The following is a 24,762-nucleotide window of genomic DNA, read 5'->3' as shown; positions in this document are numbered from 1 at the left end:
CCTGCTGCATAAATCTAAAGTAATGCTTCTCAGAAAAAAAACTTTTTATTTGCATAAACCATAGAATACGGGTTTAGTGGGCCTAAATAGTACTGCTATCCAGGGTAAAATAAACCCGACCGACAGCGTTATCCCTCCCGATTTTACATCGGGATTCAAAGGGATTAAGCAAAGGGCGGGACTAGCGGAACCGAAGCACTACAGGTAATGCTTTACAAAAAAATTGCTTCCACCTGAATGATTGCTTCCACCCCTGGCTATAGGATTGCTTCGTTCCTCGCAATGACGAAACCATCAAAAAACCTTAATTCTTCACCCTGTTCTTTTCTGCATCGGCACCGGAAGATTCGTGTTTGGCGGGCGAAGAAAAAGCTTTACCAAAACGATAACTATAACTCAAAACAAAGTTTCTCGAATCCTGCTTGTTTTTCCAATTGGCCTCGGTTGCCGCCAGGTTGTTAATTACACCGTTAAATATCCGGTCTCTGAAAATATCATTTGCGGTTAATTTCAAGGTGCTTTTTGCCGAGAGCTTTTTCTGCACTGCTGCACCAAACTCATGCACCGAGCCGAGTAAAAACTGAACATTAGAAAGTTTACTCTGGTAGCTCATACTCATTTCTGCATTCCATGTCTGACTGATTTTAAATTGCAGATTGGGGTTTGTTCTAAAATAACTGCCATTGGTCACCAAAAAACCAGTATAGAAATCGGTTTTTGAAACTATTTTGGCAAATTCCATATAGGCATTTAATTTTAACCATTTTGCGAGGTCGATCTCTGCATTTACCGAAACATTGGCCACTCTTGTTTTCCCCACATTTGCCGGTCTGCTATAGTAAGTTCCGTTTAAAATTTCGATGGTTTCGTTCACCTCATCCCGCACCCAGCTGTAACCAAATGTAGTGGTAATCTTATTTTTATACGTATGCGACAGTTCTACACTTTGCGTAAAAGAAGGCTTCAAAAAGGGATTACCAACATAATAAGTAAACTTATCCAAAGGAGAAAAGAATGGATTAAGGTCCTGATAATACGGACGATCGATCCTTCTTCCATAATTCAGCCCCAGTTGATTGTTCCCTGCAGTATCAAGTTTGTAGGAGAAATAAAACGTTGGAAATAAACTGTTATAGGTTCTTTTAAAACTCGAATCGGGTTTAATCAGATTCCCCAATTGATGCCCGTTAGAAACTGTGTTTTCATACCTTAGGCCAGCCTGAAGCGAAAACCGTTTTCCTTCCCTGCTGATGTTCAGGTAAACCGCATTGATATTTTCTTCATATAAAAAGTGATTACTCTTTTCATAATCGGCACTGGTTTTTCCGTTTGCAGTATTAAAGTAATCGGCAATGTTATCGGTTTTGGTATAAGCCGTTTTAGCCCCCGCATCAAGCTTCCACTTATTTTCCAGTGGATGTGAATAATCTACTTTAGCGGTGTAGATATCTATATTCGAAGGCAGATTACCTGTTAAAATATCCTGGTATTTTAAGGCTCCTCCAGGCAGGTAACTGAAGTTATAATACGTTTGATCGGTTTGATTGCGATAAAGCAGGTAATCCGCATCAAAGGTTAATTCTCGCCCTGCCTGCTTAAACTTGTGCCTGTAATTTAAATTTACACCCCCATTCTGGTATTTAATCTGATCGATATTTTCGGCCCTGATGATCGAATCTAACTGCATTGAAGCATTAGACAGGTTACTGGTATTGTTATTTACCTGTTTAGAAATCCGGTTCATTCCGGTGAGTACCACGCCCCAGGTTGTACGGTCTGAAGCGTAATAATCAAGTCCGGTTTTCAGGTTAAAAGTATTGCCATGCCTGCGGAAATAAGAATTTTGATTAAAGTAGGATTTGGCACTACCATCAGCATTTTTATATTTCCGGTTCAGGTCAAGATCGGTAAAACTGTTATTGAGGTTATAACTCAGGTTGCCGAAAACATTAATCTTATCCTTGCGGTAATTAAAGTTGAAACTATTGTTCGAGCGGCTTAACTCCCCCTGATTTAAACTCAGGTTAATCCCACCATTAAAACCAGCGGTTTTGGTTTTCTTGGTTTTGATGTTAATTACGCCTCCGTTTCCGGCGGCATCATATTTAGCCGGCGGATTGGTCATCAGTTCAATCTGATCAAGAGAAGAGGAAGGCAGCGAACGCAGGTAATTCTCCAGATCGGAACCCGATAAATAAGTTGGTTTATCATCAATAAAAATGGCCACCCCGTTTTTACCTTTCAGCGAAATTGCCCCGTTCTGATCTACATTAACCCCAGGCGATTTACTCAGTACATCCAGTGCGGTTGTACCTGCATTCGAAATCAAAGCATCAACATTCACAACAGTACGGTCTATTTTTCGCTCCACAAAAGCTTTCTGCCCTGAAATGTTTACCTCTTTTAAATTGGTGGCCACGGCTTTGATCTTGATATCTGATAGGCCAATAACGGCATGGTTGGCTGATAGCACCAATGTATCGGTTTGATAAACTGGCGATCCGACTACCGATATTTTAATCAGGTATTTTCCATAAGCGAGCTGATCAAAACTAAACAATCCATCCTTTTCGGTGAAGGTTGTTTTAACCAACACCGAATCTTTAAGCAGCGCAATGGTGGCAAATTCTATATTTTTTCCTTCGGCATCCAATACACGACCATAAATTCTGGATTGAGAGGTTTGGGCTTGAGCAAAAGTAAAGGCAATATTTATCCATACGGCTAAAAAAGCCACAAGCTTATATTTCATGGGTGTTGATTGGATTAGCGCTTTTAGAATCTATTGTTTATGATTTTCTACCAGGAAATTATACATCAGCGAATGATTTTCGTTTTTCAAAAACCGTTGCTTGTATTTTTTCTGCACATCAGCACTTTGTTTTACGCCATTTACAATTAAATCGTTTTTATTGAGTTTGTACGATAGTTTATTGGTACTGGTAATAATGCCGTCTTTCATCAATTCCTGATTGATTTCTTTGGTATAATCACGTCCATCTCCGTTGGTTACACTTTTCGAGGTAACTGTACGCTGCACGCCAGTTCTGGTACTTGTTCTTTCGTTATACACAGGAGGTGTTGGTGGTGTAGGCGGAGCTGGTAGATTAGTTGGCACTGGCGGAGCCGGAGGTAGCGGTGGGGCTGGCGGTACAGCATATGTAGCAGCACGGGGTGCCCTTGGCGCTCTTGGTGGGCGCGGCGGACGAGGTGCTCTTGGCACACGGTTTCCTCTACCTTCTTTATCATCCTGTGCCCATTTGGCATCTTCTATTGCCCATTTGGCGTCTTCCTTAGCTAATTTAGCATCTTCTTTTGCAAGTTTCTCGTCTGCTATCCTTAGTTTTTCGTCGGCAGTTCTGGCTTTAGCATCTTCTTTCCGCAGTCTTGCATCTTCTAATGCCTTTTTAACATCTTCCTTTCTGGCCTGCTGATCAGCAATTCTCATTTTTGCATCTTCAGCGGTTTCATTACGTTTAATTCGCTTGTTTTCTGCTAGCTGTTTCAATTGACGATCCATTTTCGAATTGATTTCTTTTTCCAATTGATCGGCAGATTTCCCTTCAACAGGTTTAGATTTTTTAGCTGTATCCTGTAAAACCTGTATTGAAGTAGCTATTTTTTTTCTGGTAACTGTTTTTGCATGGCCCACGCTTTTAAAGGCGGCACTGCAAACCACTACCGATACCAGGGCGATGGTTAATATTGTCTTTTCCATTTTGTTTAAAGTTGAATTGGTGTTGAATAACATCCTGCTTGCTCTGTGCAGCAGGCTACCTTTCTTACCCGTTATCGCCATAGCATAAGCAGGTGCACGCTGCTTAAACTCCTGACAGATGATGAGGGCCTGAACGTAGTTTTTGCGATCGCTTACACTGGCAATGGCCAAATCATCACAGCAATGTTCGCGTTCTGTTTTTATTAATTGTGATACCCAAAGTACCGCTGGGTTAAAGAAGAAAACGATTTCGATAAAACTTTGTAACAGGTTTACCAGATAATCTTTGCGTTTAATGTGGGCCAGTTCGTGAGCAAGAATCGCCTCAACTTCTGCATCTGACAGGCCGGTAAGCAAACCTAAAGGAATTAAAATTAAGGGTTTGAAATGCCCCACCACCATTGGCGCCTGCGCAATACCCGATTGCATGATTTTAACCGATTGACTTAAACCTAATTTTTCGGCCAGCACAGCTAATTTTTCATCCCATTTTTTACCCGCAGCATAGGTTTTATGTTTACGTAAATGATATACACCATTTAAACCTACCATTAACTGAATGCTTTTCCCACAGATAATTAAAAACCAGATCAGTACAATCTGATAAGCATATGCATTCCACAAAGAAAGAATTTTGTTCAGGCCCGAATACATGTCCTGCTGAACGTTTGCAATTACAGGTTGTCCGGTTTCAGGGAGATTAATTACGACCTGATCGGCACCAGAACCCACAGGCTTTTGCAGTTCTCTGCAAAAGGTGAAGAATATGGCTACAACAAACAGCACTAAACAAATGGTGAGCAGGTTATAGCGCATTACAGCACTTGCTTTTCGGGTGGTAAACATCACCAGGCCAGCCAGCAAAGCCAAAATTACCCCAAGCCATAGCGAGTGGAATAAAGTTGCGCCGAGGGCATGCAGCCAGTTTTCGGGTAAAAGGTTAATTAACTTAAATTCCATCATTGTGGTTCTTTAGAATCTGCTGTTATTAATTATTCCATGCTATCCAATAGCCGCTTTATCTCTTCTATTTCCTGTTTTGAGGTTTTTTCGTTACCCAGAAGCTGCATCATTAACTGTGAAGCAGATCCTTTATACAAAGTATGTACAAAACGGTCTAACAACTGCACTTTGGTTTTTTCTTCAGCCTCGACAGGAATATAAATGTGCTTCATTTGGCTTTCATCACGTTTTAATATCCCTTTCTCGGTTAAGATCTGCATCTGCTTTAAAGTTGAGGTATAATTCACCTCCCGCTGTTCGTTCAATTTATCGTTTACAAACCGAACGGTAGATGGACCGAACTCCCACAATACCTGAAGAATTTCCAATTCAGCTTTAGTAGGTTCGGGCAGGTTATTTTCGGATTGATTACTTTTCATATTCTAAAGGTACGATATTTTTCGTACGATACAAATATTAGGTTAAATATTTTTATAAAAAAAACACAAGAACCTCATTTTGAACGATTTAAATAAAAATAAATTAACAAGAGATCGGTAAGTTCTTTCTTTCTAAAGAAAAACATCTTTATTATTTGGAGCGCAAGGCTTGTGCAAAACAATAAGTTCCTTCCCGTTTTACGCTTTCCCGAAACTTCGGGATGCTTCGTTGCTGCAGGGTAACGCTGCAACCGGGGCTAGATGGCGAAAACATAGTTCATTTGTTAGGTTGCAGGGCGCACAAACCCTGGTTGCTAAACCCGATAAAGCGGAATAGCCCGGAGTGCAGCGAGGACTATAAGCGAAAGCGGGGCTGTAAATTGCCAAGAGTCACGAGCCCTTCATTTCCTAACCATAAAAACATGATTATGCGAATAGGTACGCCTTTAATTTCGGTCGGTGAGACACCAACTAATAGCCAAAACATCTATTTTCATTTGGAGCGCAAGGCCTGTACACCACAAAAAGTTCCTTCCCGTTTTACACTTTTACGCTTCGCTTCCTCGTACCTCGTTGCTGCAGGGTAACGCTGCAACCGGGACTAGATGGCGAAAACTTAGTTCATTTATTAGGTTGCAAGGCTACAATACTTTCTTCATAAAACTGATTGTAATGAAAAGCCCGCAAGCGGGGCACGAGCGTGGGCTTGTAATGCAAAGCAGGACTAACCCACTCCCATGAAACACCATTCTTTCATTTCCAGATTTTAACCAGACCTCTTTCATCAATAGCTTGTTGATGCTAATGCAGCACCTAAGGGCTTACCTCCAAATATCGATCATTAAGCCCTCAAACACTAGCCCAATTGCAAAATGATATTAACAAGACATTAAACATCTGATGTTCAAAACAAACATCGTATGTTTGTGCTGTAAATTCATCATCATGAAACAGGAGCACAAACTTTTCGAGCAGATAGCAGCAAAAATTCGTCAGGATATTAAAGAGGAAAAATTTAAAGTGGGCGAAAAAATCCCATCGGAACCTGCCCTAATGGAGTTATATGGCGTTGGCCGTTCTACCATCAGGGAAGCCATCAAATCGCTTACTTTATCCGGAATTTTAACCGTTCAACAAGGATTTGGCACCAAGGTAAATGCCATTCCTACCGAACCGATAGAACAACGCTTGCGCAGCTCTGATTTTGAAGAGATTAATCAGGTAAGGGCTTTGCTTGAGCAGGAAATTGTTCGTTTGGCTACGCAAAACCGAAGTGAAACCGATCTCCAATTGATCAGTGAGGCACTCGAAAGGAGAAAAATTTCTATTGAACAGGCACTAAGAACCGAATGTACCAATGCCGATATCGAATTTCACATGGCTATTGCACGGGCATCAGGAAACCGTGTACTAACCGATATCTATGAAAGCTTTACGGTAATTATCCGCGATTTTTTTGCCAAACGTGCGCCCTCTGGTATTGCGCATTTTGCCATGAGTCACCATTTGCACCAGGCATTGTATAATGCAATAAAAGAGGGTAATGCAGAGCGTGCCAGAGAAATAACTGTTACAATACTGAATAATAATCACTAAATATCATGTCAATTTTAACTTTTACCCTAATTTTAATCCTTGGCGCCTACCTTGCTGGCCTGGTTGGTTCATTAACCGGTCTTGGCGGAGGAGTAGTTGTCATTCCGTTACTTACACTCGTTTTCCATGTCGATATTCGTTATGCAATAGGCGCAGCATTATTAGCCTCTATCGCCAATTCATCCGGCGCAGCAAGTGCATACATTAAAGAAGGAATTACCAATATACGCCTGGGGATGTTTTTGGAAATTGCCACCACAGTGGGTGCAGTTATTGGTGCCTTAATTGCTGTTTACACCCCTACAAATACCATTGCCATTCTTTTCGGCAGTGTACTGCTTTTCTCTGCAGCAATGACGCTGAGGAAAAAGAACCAGGAAGCCTTAACGGAGGGCAGTAAACTTTCCGCCATCCTGAAGCTGAACAGCAGTTACCCTACACCAGCCGGCACTGTGGAGTATAAACTCAGGAACATTGGTGCAGGCTTTTCGATCATGACTGTAGCCGGAGTAATGTCGGGCTTGCTCGGTATCGGATCCGGCGCTTTAAAAGTACTGGCCATGGATACCGCAATGAAAATTCCATTTAAGGTAAGTACAACCACCAGTAATTTCATGATTGGTGTTACCGCAGCAGCTAGTGCTGTAGTTTACCTGCAACGTGGTTATATGGATCCGGGAATAGCGTTTCCGGTAGTACTGGGTGTACTGGGAGGAGCATTTACGGGCGCAAAATTATTGACCCGCATCAATCCATCTACCTTAAGGATCATTTTCTGTATCGCCATCACATTTGTGGCCTTCGAAATGATTTACAATGGATATCAACATAAATTTTAATTAAAAAAAGTAATGAAAAATATCAGTTCAACCCATCCCATACAAGACCGCGATATAGAAAAAATTGTTGGAAAATTATTAAGGTTTGGTGTAATAACCGCCAGTTTAATTGTTTTATCAGGCGGCATACTTTTCCTGATACAATATGGAACAGGAATAAGACCCGACTACCACATTTTCAAGGGGCAAGAAAGCAGCTACATTACTTTTGAAGGAATTTTTATGGGTGTTTTCACCCTAAAACCTATGGCAATTATTCAGTTCGGCGTTTTGCTTTTAATCATCACCCCCATTATGCGGATCGTATTTTCGCTATTTGCCTTTATCCAGGAAAAAGATAAACTATATGTGGTCATTACCTTAATTGTACTGGCAATTATATTAGGCAGTACTTTTGGTGGATTAAAAATTTAACCCTTTGATAAAAACAACTGAAAATGCTGTGGTAAAAACAGCATTTTCAGTTATCAAAATTAATTGCCGCTAAGCTGTTTAATGATCGCAATAATATCTTCTTCTCCATATTTTGCAGCGGCATCGCCGAAAGTATTCAGTGCGGTTTTAGCCAAAGGCGATGAAATGCCTTCTGCTTTAGCCAGGTTCAGATCTTTTACAATATGTTTAAGCGCAAAAGCAGCTTTATAATGATCAGCAATAATAGCATCACCTTTAATTTTAGTGAAAATATTGCCAATGGCTGCGTTATTGATCAATTCTAATAAATCCGATGTTTTAATCCCTTGTTTATTGGCAAACAAAACGGTTTCGGCCAAGCCTTGGGCATATAAAGCCAAAAGTGAATTGATGGCCAGTTTTGCACTGTTACCCGCGCCATTTTCGCCTACAAGCTTAGCTAGTTTGCCCATTTTTTCAAGAATCGGTTTTACCTGGTTAAATACATCTTCTTCACCACCCACCATAATAACCAGCTGACCGGTTTCTGCCTGCTTTACACTTCCTGAAACTGGCGCATCTAAATAAAAATTTCCATTGGCTTTACACAGCGCAGCCATTTCTTTTGAAATCGAAGGAGAAACCGTGCTCATATTGATGATGATCTTACCCGAAGTTTCTACACGCAAAAGACCTCCTTCTCCATTAAAAATCTGCGCTATGGCGGCATCGTCAGAAACCATAACGATTACAACATCGGTAGTGGTAATCAGATCCTGAGGTGTTTGGGCAATTGATGCCCCCATCTCTTTCAACGAAGCTTCCTTGTCCTTGCTCCTGTTGTAGACCATAACTGCATAACCTGCATTTATCAATTGCTCTGCCATCGGGATACCCATGTTCCCTAACCCGATCCAACCTATTTTTGTATGATTCATTTCGCTATTTTATGATTAAACAAATGTGGCAAAGAAAAAGCTGAAATTATTAAATGCCAGGTAAAAATGATACGATGAAACAATTATTTGATTGAAGCACATCGGAATACTAATTTTTTTAGTAAATTTACAATCTATTATACACTTGATCCCTCAATTCATTACCTAACAATATGGCCAGCCCGCTTAAAGATTTATATTCACCTGCCTTTTACGATAGATTAACCCATGCATTAGCGATTACCATTCCGGGTTTCGACAAAGGGAAATTTATCAAAAAGATTTTCACTCCCGAATTTGAATCAAAAGAATTGAAAGAGCGGATGAAACATACTTCGAAGGTATTACACGATTTTTTACCGGAAGATTATCCACTAACGATCGCACTGATCAAAAAAACAATCACACAGTTAAGGCTTCAGGGTATAGGGGAGGATGGCCTGGCTTATATGTTCCTTCCTGATTACATTGAAACTTATGGCATTGATGATTTCGAAAACTCTGTAGAAGCGCTCGAATTTGTGACGCAGTTTGTGAGCTGCGAATTTGCCGTTCGTCCTTTCATTTTAAAATACGAAAATGAAATGATTTTAAAAATGCAGCAATGGTCGTTACACGAAAGCCATAAAGTAAGAAGGCTCGCCAGCGAAGGCAGCCGTCCGCGGTTGCCCTGGGCTATGGGTATCCCCTTTCTGAAAAAAGATCCTACATCTATTTTACCCATACTGGAAAACCTTAAAACAGATCCATCTGAATATGTAAGGCGGAGCGTTGCCAATAGCTTAAACGACATTGCCAAAGATCATCCTCAGGTGGTTTTAAATGTGGCTAAAAACTGGTCGGGTTTGGGTACCGAAACAGATGCCATTATTAAACATGGCAGCCGTACCTTACTTAAACAGGGCCATACCGATATCCTTAAACATTATGGACTAGATGACACAGGGATTTTATTAAAAGATTTCAAAATTTTAACGCCCGAGATCAAAATCGGCGAAAGCCTGGAATTTTCTTTTTCTATTCTCAACGAAAATCCAACTGAACAAAAAGTAAGGCTGGAATATGCTATTTATTATAAAAAACAAAATGGGCAGAATACCAGGAAAGTGTATAAGATTTCGGAGCGGATTTATCCTGCAGGTGCAACAATAAACGTGATCCGAAAACAAAAATTCGTGCTGATTACCACGCGTAAATTCCATTTGGGCGACCACCAGATTTCGATAATTATTAATGGTGCCGAAAAGGAAATTTCACACTTCGAATTAAAGGCTTAGTTTGGATTTTAATTCATCGAGTAAAGCAATCTGCTTTTCATTGATGTATGTAATGGCTTTACTGTAAGTGAACCACTCAGCTTTATCTACTTCCGCAAAACTTTGCCTTTTACCCGATCGGGGTGGCCATTCTATTTCGAAGGTATTGCTAACGATTGTTGAAGGATCAAGATCCCCTTCTAAGGCCCAGCACAATACTTTTTTGCCGCCCTTCTGTATTATTGGAGCTAATTCAATGAAGTTGCCGGCTATGTCCTGACCTGTTTCCTCCTTAAATTCACGGATAGCTGCCGTTAGGGCCTCTTCACTTTCATTTAATTCGCCTTTAGGTACTGTCCAAAAGCCAAGATCTTTTTTAGCAAAAAACGGTCCGCCAGGATGAACCAGAAAAAATTCTACCTGCTGATTTTTTCTTCTGAAGAGCAATATTCCTGCGCTTTGTTTCATAAGGGTAAGGTAGGGATTTGTAATTAAAAACTAAAAGTTAGCTTGCTTTAACATCTTTCTATAAAGATCCTGAAACAAGTTCAGGATGACGACACTTTCTAGGAATTAACAACGACAAACCTTACGTCTTGCTGAACTTGTTTCAGCATCTGTTTTGCAACAGGATATCTTTGATTACTTTCAATGACCTAAAAGTGCTTGCGAACATCTGTAACAGTAGACTACCGTATATCGCAATAAAAAAGCAGCCAGGGTTTTTAAATCCTGGCTGCTTTATATAATCTAATATGTTGAGATTTTGTTAGAGGTGTTTTACAACAACCCGTACAACCCATGGGCATAATTCCTTAAAGAGGACGATACCGTCTTCATCTTATCCGGAGATGGGCCTTTCACTTTATAGGCTTCGGGGTGAAGTTCTAAAGGTTGTTCGTTAATTTGTTCTGATGTGCTTCTATTGCCTAATGTAGCATGCTGTTCTTCGCTTAATTTTAAAGGTGCCATGATCTTGAAATTTATACTAGAACAACAGGATTATCGGAAATAAGTTTGTTGTTTTTTGTAAATTTTTAAAATTATTTTTCAAGACTCGAAATCCAGTTTTTAGTGTCCGAAATTTTTACGGGAAAAGCCGAAGCAACAATTTTCAGTACGCCTCCGGCATTAATATCCTCTTGCGTAATGTAGTTCTTATTGAAAAGTTTTCCGTTGAGGAACACAGCCTTGATGTATTTATTTTTCAGGCTAAAATTTTCCGTTTCAATGGTAAAAGTTTTTCCTTTTGGCAGGTGATAACTTAGCGATGGGAATAAAGGCACATTTAAATAATAAATTGGCCAGCCTACACAAGCAGGTGAAAAACCACTTGCTGCAAACACATACCAGGCACTCATTGCTCCGGCATCATCATCCATCGTACGGAGATAGGCATGTGGTTGGTTTCGGTAAATTTTACCAATATAACTCCCTATTCCGCGGCTGTTATCATTAAAATAATTCTGGATTACGGTATCAGCAGCCAGTTGATGCATCCAGTATTGAGATTTATAACCAGACCTGGTAACATTATACATCAATGGAACCTGCAAATCCGGTTCATTAGCATGGTTATATAAATCGCGGGCAAAAAATTCATCCAACTTTGACAGATAAGCTTCCTCTCCTCCATCCAGTTCAATCAATCCTTTAAAATCATAGGGAACAAACCACCGGTATTGCCAGATGGTGCCCTGATATAAACCACGGGCCTGCATGCGGTCGACATCATTTTTCGTCATATCTTTAAAATCTTTATTCCAATATTTCTTGTATTCAAGCGCTTTATTGAGATAAAAATCAGATTTTTCTTTATGCTTCAAAATCTTAAAAATTTCCGCCAATGCCCAGTTGTCGTAACTCGATTCCAGTGCTTTATCCGGAGATTTATAATCCAGGCCATTTACCTCTTTCACTAACGAATCGGTAATTTTGTTAAAATCTACCGGATAACCCTTGCGGTAGGCATCAAGCAAAACCACAATGGCATGTTCTGAACGCACGGTATTTGATGGCTCATTTTGCCCGGCATAATCTTTTTTGCCAGAATGATAGAGATCTGCAATAGAACTCACCATTCCGGCATATCGATCCTGTTCAATTAAAGACAGCAAAGGTAATTGCGTGCGGTAATTGTCCCAAATGGCCCAGCCGTTATAACGGATTTCTTTATCTTTCTGAATTTCGCCTTTTGTATTACGATAGGTACCGTCGGTTTCAGAAATCACATACGGCGACTGCATGGTACGGTATAAAAGTGAGTAAAAAAGTTTTGCACTTTCCAGATCTCCATTTACGGCAATTTTAGAGAGATTTGTATTCCAATCGGCTTTGCTTTGTTCTTTTACGGTATTAAATGGGTTTTTATTGATGGAAGCTTTTGCAGCTGCTTCACTTACTGCAGAAAGTGCAATATTGATTCCTACCGAAGTTACTTCTCCTTTGAGCATGGCTATCATTTTGTGGTCGTCGATTACTTTCCACGATACGTTATCGCTGATTTCCATATAGTAAAACAACTTGTATTTACCTGCACCACAAGTTGTTTTCGAGCTAATCCATCCGCTTACGGTATTACCGTTTACCTCGTGCGATTCGGCCACAAAAGCACCATTAAAAGCATAACCCAAATCGAGATAAAAACCTTTGGCTCCCTTGGGGAATTGATAGGCATGCTTCCCGGCTTTGCCTAATACAGTAAAACTGGCTTTAATTTTATTTTCAAAACCAACTTCATAATAACCCGGACTTGCTTTTTCAGCAACCTTGATTAGTTCTGACTTCGCCGGATCGCCCCCTAAAAACGGTTTGATGAAAATATTACCACCCGAGCCCTGACAGCCTACCCCTTCGAAACGGTTGTGCGTAAAGCCTTCAAATTTCTTCGCCAGGTATTCGTAACCCGTATGCGTTTTAGGATAAGTCTGAGGACCAATACTCAACATGCTAAAAGGAGCCGAAGCCGCCGGCGACATCTGCCCGTGATCTGCAGAAGAACCTAAAAAAACATTCACCTGATCTACAGGTTTAGCTGTTTTAACAGAAAAATTCTGTGCTTTTTGCTGAGCTAAAACGTTTAACGAAAAGATTGGCAGTAAAGCCAGTAGTTTAAGGGAAAGCTTCATTATTTGTGTTGTTTTTAAATCGGCCTAAATTAGCATTTTAACATGAAGTAGATATTATGTTTTAGGTTCTTTACAAAAGGGGCTTTTCTGTTCATCACCCTGAATTTATTTCAGGGTCTTTATAGTTATATAAGGATGCTGAAAATAATTTAACATTACAATTCATTATTGATGAAACTATTTTTCAATATCATTATTAATTCAATCATTGAAAAAGGCATAAAAAAGCCGTTCCAATTTTACATCGGAACGGCGCTAAATAATTTTATCTTCTTACTTAATATTAACCGGAACAGAAATTTTATCCCATTCTAAAGCGAAGCCGCTTTTGGTAATTTTGTAAACCAAACGTTCTTGTGTTGCTTTTAATGCTTTGGTTTTAACATCAACACGCAAAGCATCTTTAGCTTCTTCGTATTTGTAAGCGCCCCACTGTTTTGGTTCTTTGTTAAAAATTGCTGTCCAGGTTCCGCTTTCTTTAGGAATTAAAAAGAAACTGTATTTTCCAGCGGCTAAAGCTTTACCTTCAACTACGATATCTTTATCGGTTTCGAAAGTAGTAGCCTCGTTAGCACCTGCACGCCAAACTTTATCAAAGGCTTCTAAACCGCCCCAGATTTTACGTCCTTTTACGGCAGGGCTGCTGTAATTGATGGTAATGGTTGCACCTTTTACTTTTCCTGTTGCTGTAGCTGCAGGACTTGGCTTAGGCTGAGCATCTTGTGCCATTGCACTTACAGAAATAGTAATTGCTGTAAATAGCAACGCGATTGATTTAATCATCGTTTTCATAGTATTATATTTATCTGTTTTTGTTGTTTTTGATTTTACGAATTTATGGCTTTAGGTTGATAAAAACTATAATCCTAGTGTCGAAAAAATTGAGCTGAACTTTTGTTACTTTAAATTTATTTCTACGTACAGATTAAAACCGCCTTATTTCTTTCTTCCAACAAATCTGATTTTAAATGTTATCTGTCGGCTACGGCTTTTGGATTAGAAAACAAGAGGCCAATTACCGAAAACATAATTACTGCTGCTGCGCCAATTACATTGAGCCAAAGAAATGAAACAATATCGAACTCATACACCGCGACAACAGCAATTTCGGATAAGATAGCCGCAATAAATACAATAGGCCCGTTTATCTTTTTAAAATAAAATGCGACCAGAAAAATACCCAGTATTGGTCCATAAAAAAGCGAGCCCAGTACATTAACGGCTTCTATTAGCGAGCCCATTTGCGTAGCAAACATGGCAACAGCTATTGAAAAAATGCCCCAGGCCAAAGTGTGCAAACGGCTGTATTTTAGTTCGGTTTCGTCATCTACTTCTTTTTTATTAAAAATGAGGTGTACATCTTTTAACGAACAGGCAGCCAATGAATTGAGTGCTGCTGAAATAGACCCCCAGCTGGCCAAAAAGATGACTGCGAAAAGCAGCCCGATCATCCCAACCGGAAGGGTATTCTTCACAAAGTATAAAAAGATATAATTGGTATCAGTTTTCTCTGCATTATAATTCGATTTGTTAATGGCCTCTTCTACCCTGCCATGCAGATCTTTCACCTTTTTTTGAGTTGATTTAAAATTCGCAATCGAAGAATTTAGATGTGGTGATTGCTTTTCCTTTTCTAGCAGGATATCTTTTGATTGCCGGTTAAATTGCTGCGCTAAAGTATGGTGTTCTTTTTCGAAAGCAGCTGCCTGCAAGGGCTGGGTTTCTTTTAAATATTGATAAGAACGCTCATTGAAATAAATCGGTGCGGGTTTTAAAGAAAAGAAAGCAAACAATAACGCACCAATTAACAGGATAGCGAACTGCATTGGGATTTTAACCAGTCCGTTTAACAGTAAACCCATTTTAGCATTGGTATTGTCTTTGGCGGTAATGTATCTTCCCACCTGGCTCTGATCAGTGCCGAAGTAAGAAAGTGCAAGGAAAAAGCCTCCGATTAAACCACTCCAGATGTTATATTTATCTTTCCAATCGAATTCTGTGGTAATTACATTTAATTTACCCGATTTCCCGGCCAGGTAAAGCGCGTCTTTAAATCCGATTCCATTGGGCATATTTTGCATCAAAAGGTATCCGGCAAAGGCCATCGTGCCTAAAATGATTAAAAACTGCAGTTTCTGTGTGTGTGCAATTGCTTTTGCGCCACCAACATAGGTATAAATCAATAGAATCCCACCAGTAAGAATATTGGTCAGATAAATATTCCAGTTTAAAACACTGGAGAGAATAATACTGGGTGCATAAATACTAATCCCGGTCGATAATCCCCGCGAGAACAGAAATAGCAATGAAGTTAAAACCCTTGTTTTTTTATCGAAACGGTTCTCTAAGTATTCGTAGGCCGTATATACATTCAATCGCTGAAAAATCGGGATGAAAGTAATACAGATCACAATCATGGCCAGTGGCAGACCAAAATAATACTGCACGAAGCGCATGCCATCGGTATAAGCCTGCCCGGGCGCCGATAAAAAAGTGATGGCACTGGCCTGTGTAGCCATAATACCCAAAAGCACAATATACCAGGGCATTTTATTATCGGCTTTTAAATAAGATGCGTTGCTTTTTTGCCCACGACCAATAAAAACGCCATAGGCTACCACAGCCATCAGGGTAAATATCAATACTGCCCAATCGATATTACTCATGCCCAGAATTTAGTAAACAGGTAATAAAATACAATCTGAAATACCAGCGCCAAAGCGAGTAATATATACCAGGTATTCCAGTTTTTAAATTGATTTTTCATCACTTCCCTGCTGATAAAAAGTTAAAGAACAACCTGGCTGCACCAACATTCCCGGCAGGCAATTGTCTGAAAAAGGCTAAAGGTGTATAAATAAAATTCCCTTTACCGTATCTGGCATAAAGTGTCGACCCCTGAAGCGGTTCTTCATCCGTATCGTGCATCTCGAAAAGTGGTTCATATTTAGCATCCCATTTATCAGGAAAATAAGCACCACGCTCCTGCACCCAGCCTTTAAAATCATCAGCGGTAATTTTATTCGGATAGTTTAACAGTTTATGCTCAGGTTTCAAAAATTTAACCTCAGCATTTTCTTCAGTCACCCTTTTACCACTGATACTGAACGGATAAATACCAAAATCCTGCAGGGCCATATCCTGTGTGGTATTGTACTGCATCACAATCGTTCCACCGTTTTCTACGTAACTCCGTAAAGCAGTTTGCCAGTTTTTAATTCTTTTTTCGGTATTGATTACCCTTACTCCTGTTACCACGGCATCGTAGCTGGCCAGCTTGGCCGTGTTTAGAATATCTGCTTCGGTCAATACATCCACCTGTAAACCTGCCTGTCTTAAAAATTCGGGAATCAGATCTCCTGCCCCTTCAATATATCCAACCTTTTTTGCCAGCACTTTTACATCGCCTTTAATCAACCATGTTGTGGCCGGAACAAAATACTGCAGCGTCGGCAAATGAGGATATTGAATTAATACCTGTCCTTTCGAATATTCATTCGCTTCTGATGAAAAAACAGCTTCCAGCTTATTCTGGCTGGTTTTAATTTTGGCTAAATCTTCAACCGGGAGAAGAAAGTTCATCGTATTAATGGTATTCTCGGCCAGGTTGATCCCCTGAAAAGTTTTCACTACCTGGTTACCAATTTTGAAACTCACCTTGCCATAATTAATGTTCTTATTGGCCTTTAAGCGAAGGCTAACATTTAAAACTTCTTTTTCTTTAGCAAAATAAACCGGCTCGCTAAAACTTAAATCGAGTGCTGGGATGATCCTCAGGGCTTCCACAACATCACCTTTAACAGGATCTAATTTTTTATAAGATAAAGGCAATCTGATCTCAAATTTTTCCGATTCGATTTTCAGCGACAATAACACATTAACGGGCGATTGCATTTCGGGAAGTCCGATTAAAGTATCATTAGCCACACTGAATGTTGCCGCATTTTTTGCAGGCCGGGCCAGCCAATAAGGTTCAGTAAGCGCCGCATCTGCAGGAATCTGGATTTTACGTTCAATGGTAATCAGCGAATCGTTAGCAAGCTTTCTATTTAAATTATCCGTTTGATTTAACCAGTTCACACTTTCTACAGTTATCGGAGTAGCCGATCTTGAAATTAAGTTTAAACGGAAATTATAACTGTTACCGGCAATCGCTTCAGGTTGATTGGTTACCACCTCGCCCATAAAACCTACACAGCTTAAAATGATGTTATCGATAGCCGTTAGTTTATCTTTTCTCAACGCTACATCCTGCAGTTCTGCAATTTTCTTTCTCAGCATCAACAGTCCGTGCAGGCTTTTATCAGGTTGATTATAATTGAACGATAATAGTATAATATCAATCAGTTCATCAATATCGCCTATACCTTTGTCTGACCAGTTGACACTTAACCCATCAAAAAGCGTTCTCCTGGCAGGATCGCCTAAAACATGGGTAAAATAATCGGAACGTACACCAGCCACCGATTGTGTTCCTGCCCCCTGACTTTTATGTAAACTCCGGCTTAATCCCGCTAATTCACCATAACCCATTCCCAACTGTGCATCGTATTGACCAACTGTGGCCTTTAATTGATTTTCGGCTGTGGTATTAACAGAGCCAAACCTAAAGGTATTCCATAACAATCTTTTGGGTTGCCAAACAGAAACATATTTAAGCTGGTTTGGAAACATATTTTTATCGGCAGCAGCCTTAAATGCTTTTTCTGCAACAACCGCTGAAGCAGCATGTTGTCCGTGCCCCGCAGCTGCAGTTGGCGGAAAACGGCAAATGACCACATCAGGCATGAATTTTCTGATCACCCAAACCACATCGGCAGTAATGCTATCTGCATCCCATTGTTTAAAAGTATCATTCGTATTTTTAGAGAAGCCGAAATCAATTGCCCTGGTGAAAAATTGTTGCGCACCGTCTAATCTGCGGGCTTCCAAAAGTTCATGTGTTCTGATCAGGCCTAAAGCTGCGCCTTGTTCAGTGCCCAAAAGGTTTTGTCCACCATCTCCCCTTGTCAGCGACAAATAAGCCGTTTCTACATTTTGATCGTTGATCAACCAGGATAATAAACCAGTATTCTCATCATCAGGGTGAGCAGCCAGATATAAAACTTTCGGAAGATGTTTTAACGTTTTTATCTCTCTATAAATTTCTGAAGATTTGGATGGGCGTACTTGTTGGGCAGCACAAAAAACAGCCGGAAAGCAAAATATGAATATTGCGGTTAGTCTCTTAAACATAGAATTTGTTTTGCAAAAACCAAATATGCTTAAAAAGCTTTTACTTTAATGCTTCGGAAACGAAAAAGGTACAAAATAAGTCCGGAGTCGGCAGTCTGAAGTCCGGGGCTTAAACACCAAGCCGTTTATTTTATCCACCTCATCATCTTTCGATATTTTTATACTTAATATTGCAGCATAAATTTTACCTATGAATGGCATGGTGCTCATCATCGATGATGAAAAGAAAATCTGCAGTTTACTTTCCAGGATTATAGAATTAGAGGGTTTCAAAACCTTGCAGGCCAACACTGGAAAAGAAGGCCTTAAATTGCTTAAAAACAACGATGTAAGCATTGTAATCAGTGACGTAAAACTACCTGATGTTAATGGAGTTGCATTGGTTAAGGATATTAAAGCTATTAAATCTTACGTCGAAATTATAAATCTTACGGCTTATGGCACCATTGCCGATGGCGTTTTGGCTATTAAAAACGGCGCATTTGATTACCTCGTAAAAGGCGACGATAACGACAAGATTATTCCGCTTTTGTACAAGGCGATGGATAAATCAAATCTGCAACGCCGGGTTTCTGACCTGGAAAACAAAATCGCAAAAAAACATAGCTTCCAAACCATTATTGGTCAATCAAAGTCTTTAATGGAAGCGATTGATCTGGCGAAAAAAGTGAGTGCAACCGATACTACCGTTTTGTTATTGGGCGAAACAGGAACTGGAAAAGAAGTTTTCGCGCAATCTATTCATTACGAGAGTCCGAGGGCTGCAAAACCCTTCGTTGCCCTAAATTGCAGTGGTTTTAGTCCTGATTTACTGGAAAGCGAATTATTCGGATACAAAGCCGGCGCTTTTACAGGTGCCAATAAAGACAAAAAAGGACTACTGGAAGAAGCAAACGGGGGCACATTGTTGCTGGATGAAATTGGTGAAATGAACCTCGATTTACAGGCAAAATTATTGCGTGTACTCGAAAGCCAGACTTTTATCAAGGTGGGTGATACCCAAACACAACAAGTAAATGTTCGGATTTTAGCCGCCACCAATAAAGATTTAAAAGCTGATGCGGCATCTGGAAAATTCCGTTCCGATCTCTATTACCGGCTTTCGGTTTTTACCATCACCTTACCCCCGCTACGCGAGCGCAAAGCAGATATCCCTGCATTGGCAAAGTATTACCTGAAAGAATTTGCGGATAAGGTAAACCGGTCTACACCAAAAATGGATGATAAAATCTTATCCTTATTGAGCGATCATAGCTGGAAAGGAAATATCAGGGAACTTAAGAATGTGATTGAACGTTTGGTCATCCTGTCAGATGGCGATACCTTAAGCGTTACAGCCTTGCCTCCTGAATTTTTTGAATTTGCACCAATAGAAAACGATTATAACCTGCAGCAGATAGAAAAACAGCACATCCAAAAAGTACTCATCCATACCAAAGGGAATAAAACGGAAACTTCACGATTATTGGGTATCGGCTTAACCACACTTTACCGTAAAATAGAAGAATACCAGATTAGGGAAATTTGAGCGAAGGTTGGAGATTGGAAAAGTTGAAAGATTTTGGGTAGAAATACTGGCCCATTATCCCTCTTCCATCATCCATTTTACATTATTCCTATGCGCCAAACCTGATCCATTTATCACCTTCGTGGCCAAAGATAAAAGAACCGGGGTGTAACATTTCGGCAATATCTTCTATGAGTGAAACCGCATTTTCGGCCGTTCTTTCGCGGTTAACATCATCATTCAATAAAATGATACGGTTATTTTGCACGGCTTGCCAATTGGTATTTAATGCCGTAGGCACTTCTCTCATTAAATCGGTTAACGTTTTACCGGGTTGATAATAAATAATAAATACAGCACTAAGGATGTCAGTCTCTAGCATTCCGCCAGCCAGCGAAATTTCTTCTGATAAAAAATAAGCCGGATTGTTGTCCGTATCTAAGCAGGCGACAGGCATTTTATCCATAAATTTAATCTTGTGCTCCACTAAATCTAAACGTTCCTGTAATTCTTCCTGTTTAGCCGCATCAAGGCCAATAAATAAATCGTTTAAAAAAGACATCTGCATTAAATTTATTAATTTGTGCAAAAATAACATTCCTGATCGCATGCGAGGCTCATTTAATTATATATTTTGTCTTTTTTGTATAAGCTTATTCTTTTCATGTAAGGAGCATGCTGATCATCAAGACAAAAAAGTCTTCAATATTAATCTCGATCAGGGGCTAACCTCCATCGATCCGGCATTTGCGCGCAACCAGAATGCGATCTGGATGACCAACCAGATTTTTAATGGTTTGGTACAAATCGATTCCTCCTTGCAAACATTGCCCTGTATAGCCAAAAGCTGGCAGGTTTCGGAAGATGCGTTAACCTACACTTTTAACCTGCGCAATGATGTTTACTTTCATGATGATCCTATTTTTAAGAACGGTAAAGGACGGAAAGTTATAGCAAGCGACTTTGTATACAGTTTTTATCGCTTAATTGATCCAAAAGTAGCCTCCTCAGGCGGGTGGATTTTTAGTGATAAAGTAAAGGATAAACATAATTTTATCGCCTTAAACGACTCTACTTTCCAGATCAGACTGGTCCGTCCTTTCCCACCGTTTATGAGTTTACTCACTACGCAATATTGTTCTGTTGTGCCCAAGGAAGTTGTAGAACATTATGGTAAAGATTTCAGGAGTCATCCTGTCGGTACAGGCCCTTTCAAATTTAAATACTGGAAGGAAGGCGAGATACTGGTGCTTTTAAAAAATGACCATTATTTTGAAAAAGATGCCAAAGGAATGGCACTACCCTATCTCGATGCCGTTAAAGCCAGTTTCATTACCGATAAACAAAGTGGTTTTATGAGTTTCCTGAAAAAGGATCTTGATTTTTATTATAATGTAGATGGCAGCTACCGCGATGATATCCTGACCAAAAGCGGAAAAATGACTTCAAAATACAAAGGAAAATTTACATTAACCAAAAGCCCATACCTGTGTACCGAATATGTGGGGATATTGGTAGATACCAATCTTTCGATTGTGAAGAAATCGCCATTGCGCTTAAAAAAAATCAGGCAGGCCATTAACTATGCGATCGACCGTGACCGATTAATAAAATACCTAAGAAATGGCATTGGCGTAGCGGCAACCTCTGGTTTCATTCCCAAGGGTATGCCCGGTTTTGACAGCTTGGCCGTTCGGGGATATGCCTATAACCCAAAACTTGCCGCTAAACTTTTAGCAGAAGCAGGTTTCCCGGAAGGGAAAGGCATGGGAGAGGTAACCTTAAATACTACTACAACATATAAAGACCTGATCGAATTTATTCAGGGCGAGCTTACTGCAGTAGGCATTAAAGCTAAAATTGATGTAAGCCCAAGTGCCAGCCTAAGGGATTTAATGTCGAAAAACAGTGTAAACTTTTTCCGTGGTTCCTGGCTGGCCGATTATGGCGATGGCGAGAACTTCCTATCTATGTTTTACTCCAAAAACAAAGTCCCTTATGGACCGAATTATACCGCTTTTTACAATAAAACATTCGATCAGTTATTCGAGAAAAGCTATTACGAAACCGATAACGAAAAACGCTTTGAGCTTTACCGCAAAATGGATCAGATGGTAATGGATTATGCCCCGGTTGTTCCGCTTTTCTATGATCAATCGGTGGTAATGCTTCAAAATAACATTAGCGGGTATTCTTTCAATCCATTGAGTTTGATGATTTTAAAACGGATAAAGAAAAACTAAAAAAGCCTCCCGATTTGATCGGGAGGCCTGAACTATATATTTAGATTGGGTTTTATTGTTGAACGCCGCCCATACCTCCTTGTTGCTGATCCTGCTTAACATCGTCGTTTTTGATCTTTTTCTTTTCTGTAAATTTCAATTTACCGAATGAGTAGCTAAAATTAACACCAAAAGAACGCAATGGGTAATAAATATTGGTACTTTGATAAAGTGTACTTGTTTTATTGCCGAGCGTAGTTACAGAGTTATTTACCGTTTTAATATGTAAATCGCGGGTAAATGGATTTAAGGTATTAATTCCTATTGAACCTTTTTTATTCAGTATATCTTTCTTGAACGATGCTCCATAAAATACCATGGCATCTGTTTTACCCTGGTAAGTTCTTCTTGGTGAATTTACCACACCAAACAATTCGAAATTGTAACCTTTACCAAAACCATATGCAGAACGGCCAAAGATGTTATAATTTAAATAGGTACCTGTGCTTACATTTGTTAATGAATTGCTCACCTCGTAGGTATTAACCCCAAGGTTAGTCATCAAAGTCCATTTTGGTTTTGGGTTATAAGAAGCAAAAACGTTAGCTCCGTAAGTTTGCGCTACGCCCACATTAATATAGGTAGATAATGTTTTTTCAAAGCCGTTTTCTTTTAATGGAATTATAGAACTTTCGATTACTCCACCTGTACGACGATAAAATACTGATGCATTAATTACAGATCCTTTAATAAAAGTTGAATAACCCAGCTCAAAATTATCACTTAACTCAGGGCTTAACGTCGGCTCTCCCTGACGGATATTAAACTGATCGCTCTCATTACGGAAAGGATTTAAATAAGCTAAACTTGGTCTTTGTACCCTACGGTTATAGCTTAGTTTTAAAGTTGCATTTCCCTTAAGTGTTTGAGAAATGATTGCACTTGGAAATAAGTTAAAGTAATCGTTTTTTTGGATGCCCGCTTTAGCAGTATTAAAATTGATACTGGTATATTCAGACCTTAAACCACCTTTAAAATTTAATTTTTTGCTCAGTTTAAAGCTGATTACCCCATAGGCAGAGGCTACATCTTGTTTGTATTCAAAATCCTGGTTCGCATCATTAGAAAATTCACTATTGATGTTCCTGAAAATCCCTTTTGCACCAACCTCCAAAGTAGTGGATTTGTTAAACGGATAGGTATAATCTGTTTGTATGGTGTATTCTTTATTTTTACCTGTATTGTTATTATTTACAGCAGGGAACGAACTACCGATAATTTCATTCTGGAATTCTGTTGTATTCCTCCCAGAAGATAATTGACCAGAAATAGTAAATTCTTCCCCTTCTTTTTTGGTCGTATGTTTATAATCAACATTCCAATCGAAATTATTAAAGCCCATATCCATATCACTTTTATTTTTAAAAGGCATGCCATTTAAAACATAATCAGCGCTTCCCGGGCCTCCGTTTGAAAAGTTATTGTATTTTAAATTGGTACTTACATTATTGTAGGCGTTAAAATCATAATCAGCACCAAAACCACCATTATATCCTTGACGGCTCCATTTAGATACCCCGTCCTGAATAATGTTAGTGATGGTTGTTTTCCCGATAGTGTCGGTACGTGTATTATTTTCGAATAAAACTCTCGAATCCTGAGCATAAGCTAAATTGGTACCCAAACTTGCGTTTACGCTTAACCGGCCGGTTTTAGCAGTTAAATTAAAAGCGCCGTTATTTTGACGAGTACCGGCAGCTACATTTACTGTTCCACTTACCCCTTGAGCATTTGATTTTTTAGTAATGATATTGATGATACCACCCGAACCTTCTGCATCATATTTTGCAGATGGACTGGTAATTACCTCCACACTTTTAATTTGTTCTGCAGGGATCATTTTTAAAGCATCAGCAACACTGCTTGCCATGGTTCCGGAAGGTTTACCGTTGATTAATACACGAACTGCGCCACCGCGTAACTGAACATTTCCGTCAACATCAACCGAAAGCATTGGTACCTTACGCATTACATCAGTAGCATCGCCACCTGCATTTGTTCCATCCGCTTCGGCGTTATAAACCATCCTATCGATTTTATTTTCGATAACGGCTTTGGTTCCCTGCACCTGAACATCGGCCAAAGTATTTTCGCTTGATGATATATAAATTGTACCCATATTATTATCGGGTTTTGATGGCGTAGTGGTCACCAAAACAGATTTTGTTTTGTAACCCATAAAACCGATCATTAATTTATATGAATCAGGTGACACATTTTGTAAGCTTAATTTTCCTTTTTCATCAGTTACACCACCATTAACAGATTTATTATCCTTTGTATTAATTAACGATACCGTTGCATAATCAATTGGTTTTTTAGTTAATGAATCGAGTATAGTAGCAGTAATACGTCCGGTAACAGTAGATTTTTTTGCTCCTCCACCAAAGCCGCCACCCGTAAACTGGGCATGTGCGGTAAAAAATAGTCCTAGGGTGAAGGTAAGTAGTAGAAGTTTTTTCATGTTAAAAGTTAGTCTTTTGTAATT

At 39.5% G+C, this 24,762-nt stretch carries 19 protein-coding genes; 7 read left to right on the top strand and 12 right to left on the bottom strand.

What is annotated here, in order from left to right; translation table 11 throughout:
- Positions 1 to 304: 304 nt before the first annotated feature.
- Genes AC07YT_RS18965 through AC07YT_RS18955 form a run of 3 tightly spaced genes read right to left on the bottom strand, consistent with a single transcriptional unit; the run spans position 305 to position 5,100 of the window.
- Entirely contained in the window at positions 305 to 2,752 is a 2,448-nt protein-coding gene (locus tag AC07YT_RS18965) for an outer membrane beta-barrel protein (RefSeq protein ID WP_086544851.1), read from the bottom strand.
- Positions 2,753 to 2,782: 30 nt separating this feature from the next.
- Positions 2,783 to 4,681 carry a M56 family metallopeptidase gene (locus tag AC07YT_RS18960; protein WP_086544850.1) on the bottom strand — a complete coding sequence of 633 codons (1,899 nt, stop codon included), beginning with the start codon at positions 4,679 to 4,681 and terminating at the stop codon, positions 2,783 to 2,785.
- A 29-nt stretch (positions 4,682 to 4,710) separates the two neighbouring features.
- Positions 4,711 to 5,100, bottom strand: a complete 390-nt coding sequence (locus AC07YT_RS18955; RefSeq protein ID WP_086544849.1) for a BlaI/MecI/CopY family transcriptional regulator — start codon at positions 5,098 to 5,100, stop codon at positions 4,711 to 4,713.
- A 422-nt stretch (positions 5,101 to 5,522) separates the two neighbouring features.
- Here AC07YT_RS18955 and AC07YT_RS18950 point away from each other — a divergent pair, with 422 nt between their 5' ends.
- From AC07YT_RS18950 to AC07YT_RS18935, 4 genes are all read left to right on the top strand, one after another.
- Positions 5,523 to 5,687 carry a hypothetical protein gene (locus AC07YT_RS18950; RefSeq protein ID WP_494945465.1) on the top strand — a complete coding sequence of 55 codons (165 nt, stop codon included), beginning with the start codon at positions 5,523 to 5,525 and terminating at the stop codon, positions 5,685 to 5,687.
- 358 nt (positions 5,688 to 6,045) lie between these two features.
- Entirely contained in the window at positions 6,046 to 6,696 is a 651-nt protein-coding gene (locus tag AC07YT_RS18945; protein WP_086544848.1) for a FadR/GntR family transcriptional regulator, read from the top strand.
- Positions 6,697 to 6,701: 5 nt separating this feature from the next.
- The gene (locus AC07YT_RS18940) at positions 6,702 to 7,535 is read left to right on the top strand and encodes a sulfite exporter TauE/SafE family protein (protein WP_086544847.1); all 834 of its coding nucleotides are present in this window, start codon (positions 6,702 to 6,704) and stop codon (positions 7,533 to 7,535) included.
- 12 nt (positions 7,536 to 7,547) lie between these two features.
- Positions 7,548 to 7,949 carry a DUF1634 domain-containing protein gene (locus AC07YT_RS18935; protein ID WP_086544846.1) on the top strand — a complete coding sequence of 134 codons (402 nt, stop codon included), beginning with the start codon at positions 7,548 to 7,550 and terminating at the stop codon, positions 7,947 to 7,949.
- 59 nt (positions 7,950 to 8,008) lie between these two features.
- Here the strand turns inward: AC07YT_RS18935 and AC07YT_RS18930 are convergent, their stop codons facing one another.
- Complete coding sequence (locus tag AC07YT_RS18930; protein ID WP_086544845.1) at positions 8,009 to 8,866, bottom strand: NAD(P)-dependent oxidoreductase; 858 nt, start codon at positions 8,864 to 8,866, stop codon at positions 8,009 to 8,011.
- A gap of 173 nt (positions 8,867 to 9,039) precedes the next feature.
- Here AC07YT_RS18930 and AC07YT_RS18925 point away from each other — a divergent pair, with 173 nt between their 5' ends.
- Positions 9,040 to 10,143 carry a DNA alkylation repair protein gene (locus AC07YT_RS18925; RefSeq protein ID WP_086544844.1) on the top strand — a complete coding sequence of 368 codons (1,104 nt, stop codon included), beginning with the start codon at positions 9,040 to 9,042 and terminating at the stop codon, positions 10,141 to 10,143.
- On the opposite strand, the gene AC07YT_RS18920 is transcribed toward AC07YT_RS18925, so the two are convergent.
- From AC07YT_RS18920 to AC07YT_RS18895, 6 genes are all read right to left on the bottom strand, one after another.
- Positions 10,132 to 10,590, bottom strand: a complete 459-nt coding sequence (locus AC07YT_RS18920; protein ID WP_086544843.1) for an NUDIX hydrolase — start codon at positions 10,588 to 10,590, stop codon at positions 10,132 to 10,134. The genes AC07YT_RS18925 and AC07YT_RS18920 overlap by 12 nt on opposite strands.
- 312 nt (positions 10,591 to 10,902) lie before the next feature.
- Positions 10,903 to 11,094: a hypothetical protein gene (locus AC07YT_RS18915; protein ID WP_086544842.1), complete on the bottom strand. Its 192-nt coding sequence runs from the start codon at positions 11,092 to 11,094 to the stop codon at positions 10,903 to 10,905.
- A 71-nt stretch (positions 11,095 to 11,165) separates the two neighbouring features.
- Positions 11,166 to 13,250: a glycoside hydrolase domain-containing protein gene (locus AC07YT_RS18910; RefSeq protein ID WP_086544841.1), complete on the bottom strand. Its 2,085-nt coding sequence runs from the start codon at positions 13,248 to 13,250 to the stop codon at positions 11,166 to 11,168.
- Positions 13,251 to 13,523: 273 nt separating this feature from the next.
- Positions 13,524 to 14,042, bottom strand: coding sequence for a DUF2911 domain-containing protein (locus tag AC07YT_RS18905; RefSeq protein WP_086544840.1), 519 nt, complete (start codon positions 14,040 to 14,042; stop codon positions 13,524 to 13,526).
- A 179-nt stretch (positions 14,043 to 14,221) separates the two neighbouring features.
- On the bottom strand, positions 14,222 to 15,916 hold the full coding sequence (locus tag AC07YT_RS18900) for a sodium:solute symporter family protein (protein ID WP_086544839.1): 1,695 nt from the start codon (positions 15,914 to 15,916) through the stop codon (positions 14,222 to 14,224).
- A gap of 100 nt (positions 15,917 to 16,016) precedes the next feature.
- Positions 16,017 to 18,485 (bottom strand): PIG-L family deacetylase, encoded by a 2,469-nt coding sequence (locus AC07YT_RS18895; protein ID WP_086544838.1) that lies wholly within the window; start codon positions 18,483 to 18,485, stop codon positions 16,017 to 16,019.
- 190 nt (positions 18,486 to 18,675) lie between these two features.
- Between AC07YT_RS18895 and AC07YT_RS18890 the strand changes: the two genes are divergently transcribed.
- Positions 18,676 to 20,013, top strand: coding sequence for a sigma-54-dependent transcriptional regulator (locus AC07YT_RS18890; RefSeq protein ID WP_086544837.1), 1,338 nt, complete (start codon positions 18,676 to 18,678; stop codon positions 20,011 to 20,013).
- An 88-nt stretch (positions 20,014 to 20,101) separates the two neighbouring features.
- Here AC07YT_RS18890 and AC07YT_RS18885 read toward each other — a convergent pair whose 3' ends face one another.
- Positions 20,102 to 20,554, bottom strand: a complete 453-nt coding sequence (locus AC07YT_RS18885) for a substrate-binding domain-containing protein (RefSeq protein WP_145954182.1) — start codon at positions 20,552 to 20,554, stop codon at positions 20,102 to 20,104.
- Positions 20,555 to 20,600: 46 nt separating this feature from the next.
- Here AC07YT_RS18885 and AC07YT_RS18880 point away from each other — a divergent pair, with 46 nt between their 5' ends.
- On the top strand, positions 20,601 to 22,235 hold the full coding sequence (locus AC07YT_RS18880; RefSeq protein WP_086544835.1) for an ABC transporter substrate-binding protein: 1,635 nt from the start codon (positions 20,601 to 20,603) through the stop codon (positions 22,233 to 22,235).
- A gap of 52 nt (positions 22,236 to 22,287) precedes the next feature.
- Here AC07YT_RS18880 and AC07YT_RS18875 read toward each other — a convergent pair whose 3' ends face one another.
- Entirely contained in the window at positions 22,288 to 24,738 is a 2,451-nt protein-coding gene (locus AC07YT_RS18875) for a TonB-dependent receptor (protein ID WP_086544834.1), read from the bottom strand.
- Positions 24,739 to 24,762: the final 24 nt, after the last annotated feature.

The sequence above is a fragment of the Pedobacter sp. GW460-11-11-14-TSB4 genome, assembly GCF_059423705.1.
The sequence above is the reverse complement of the archived record's forward strand: the minus strand, read 5'-3'. Positions and strand labels throughout refer to the sequence as shown.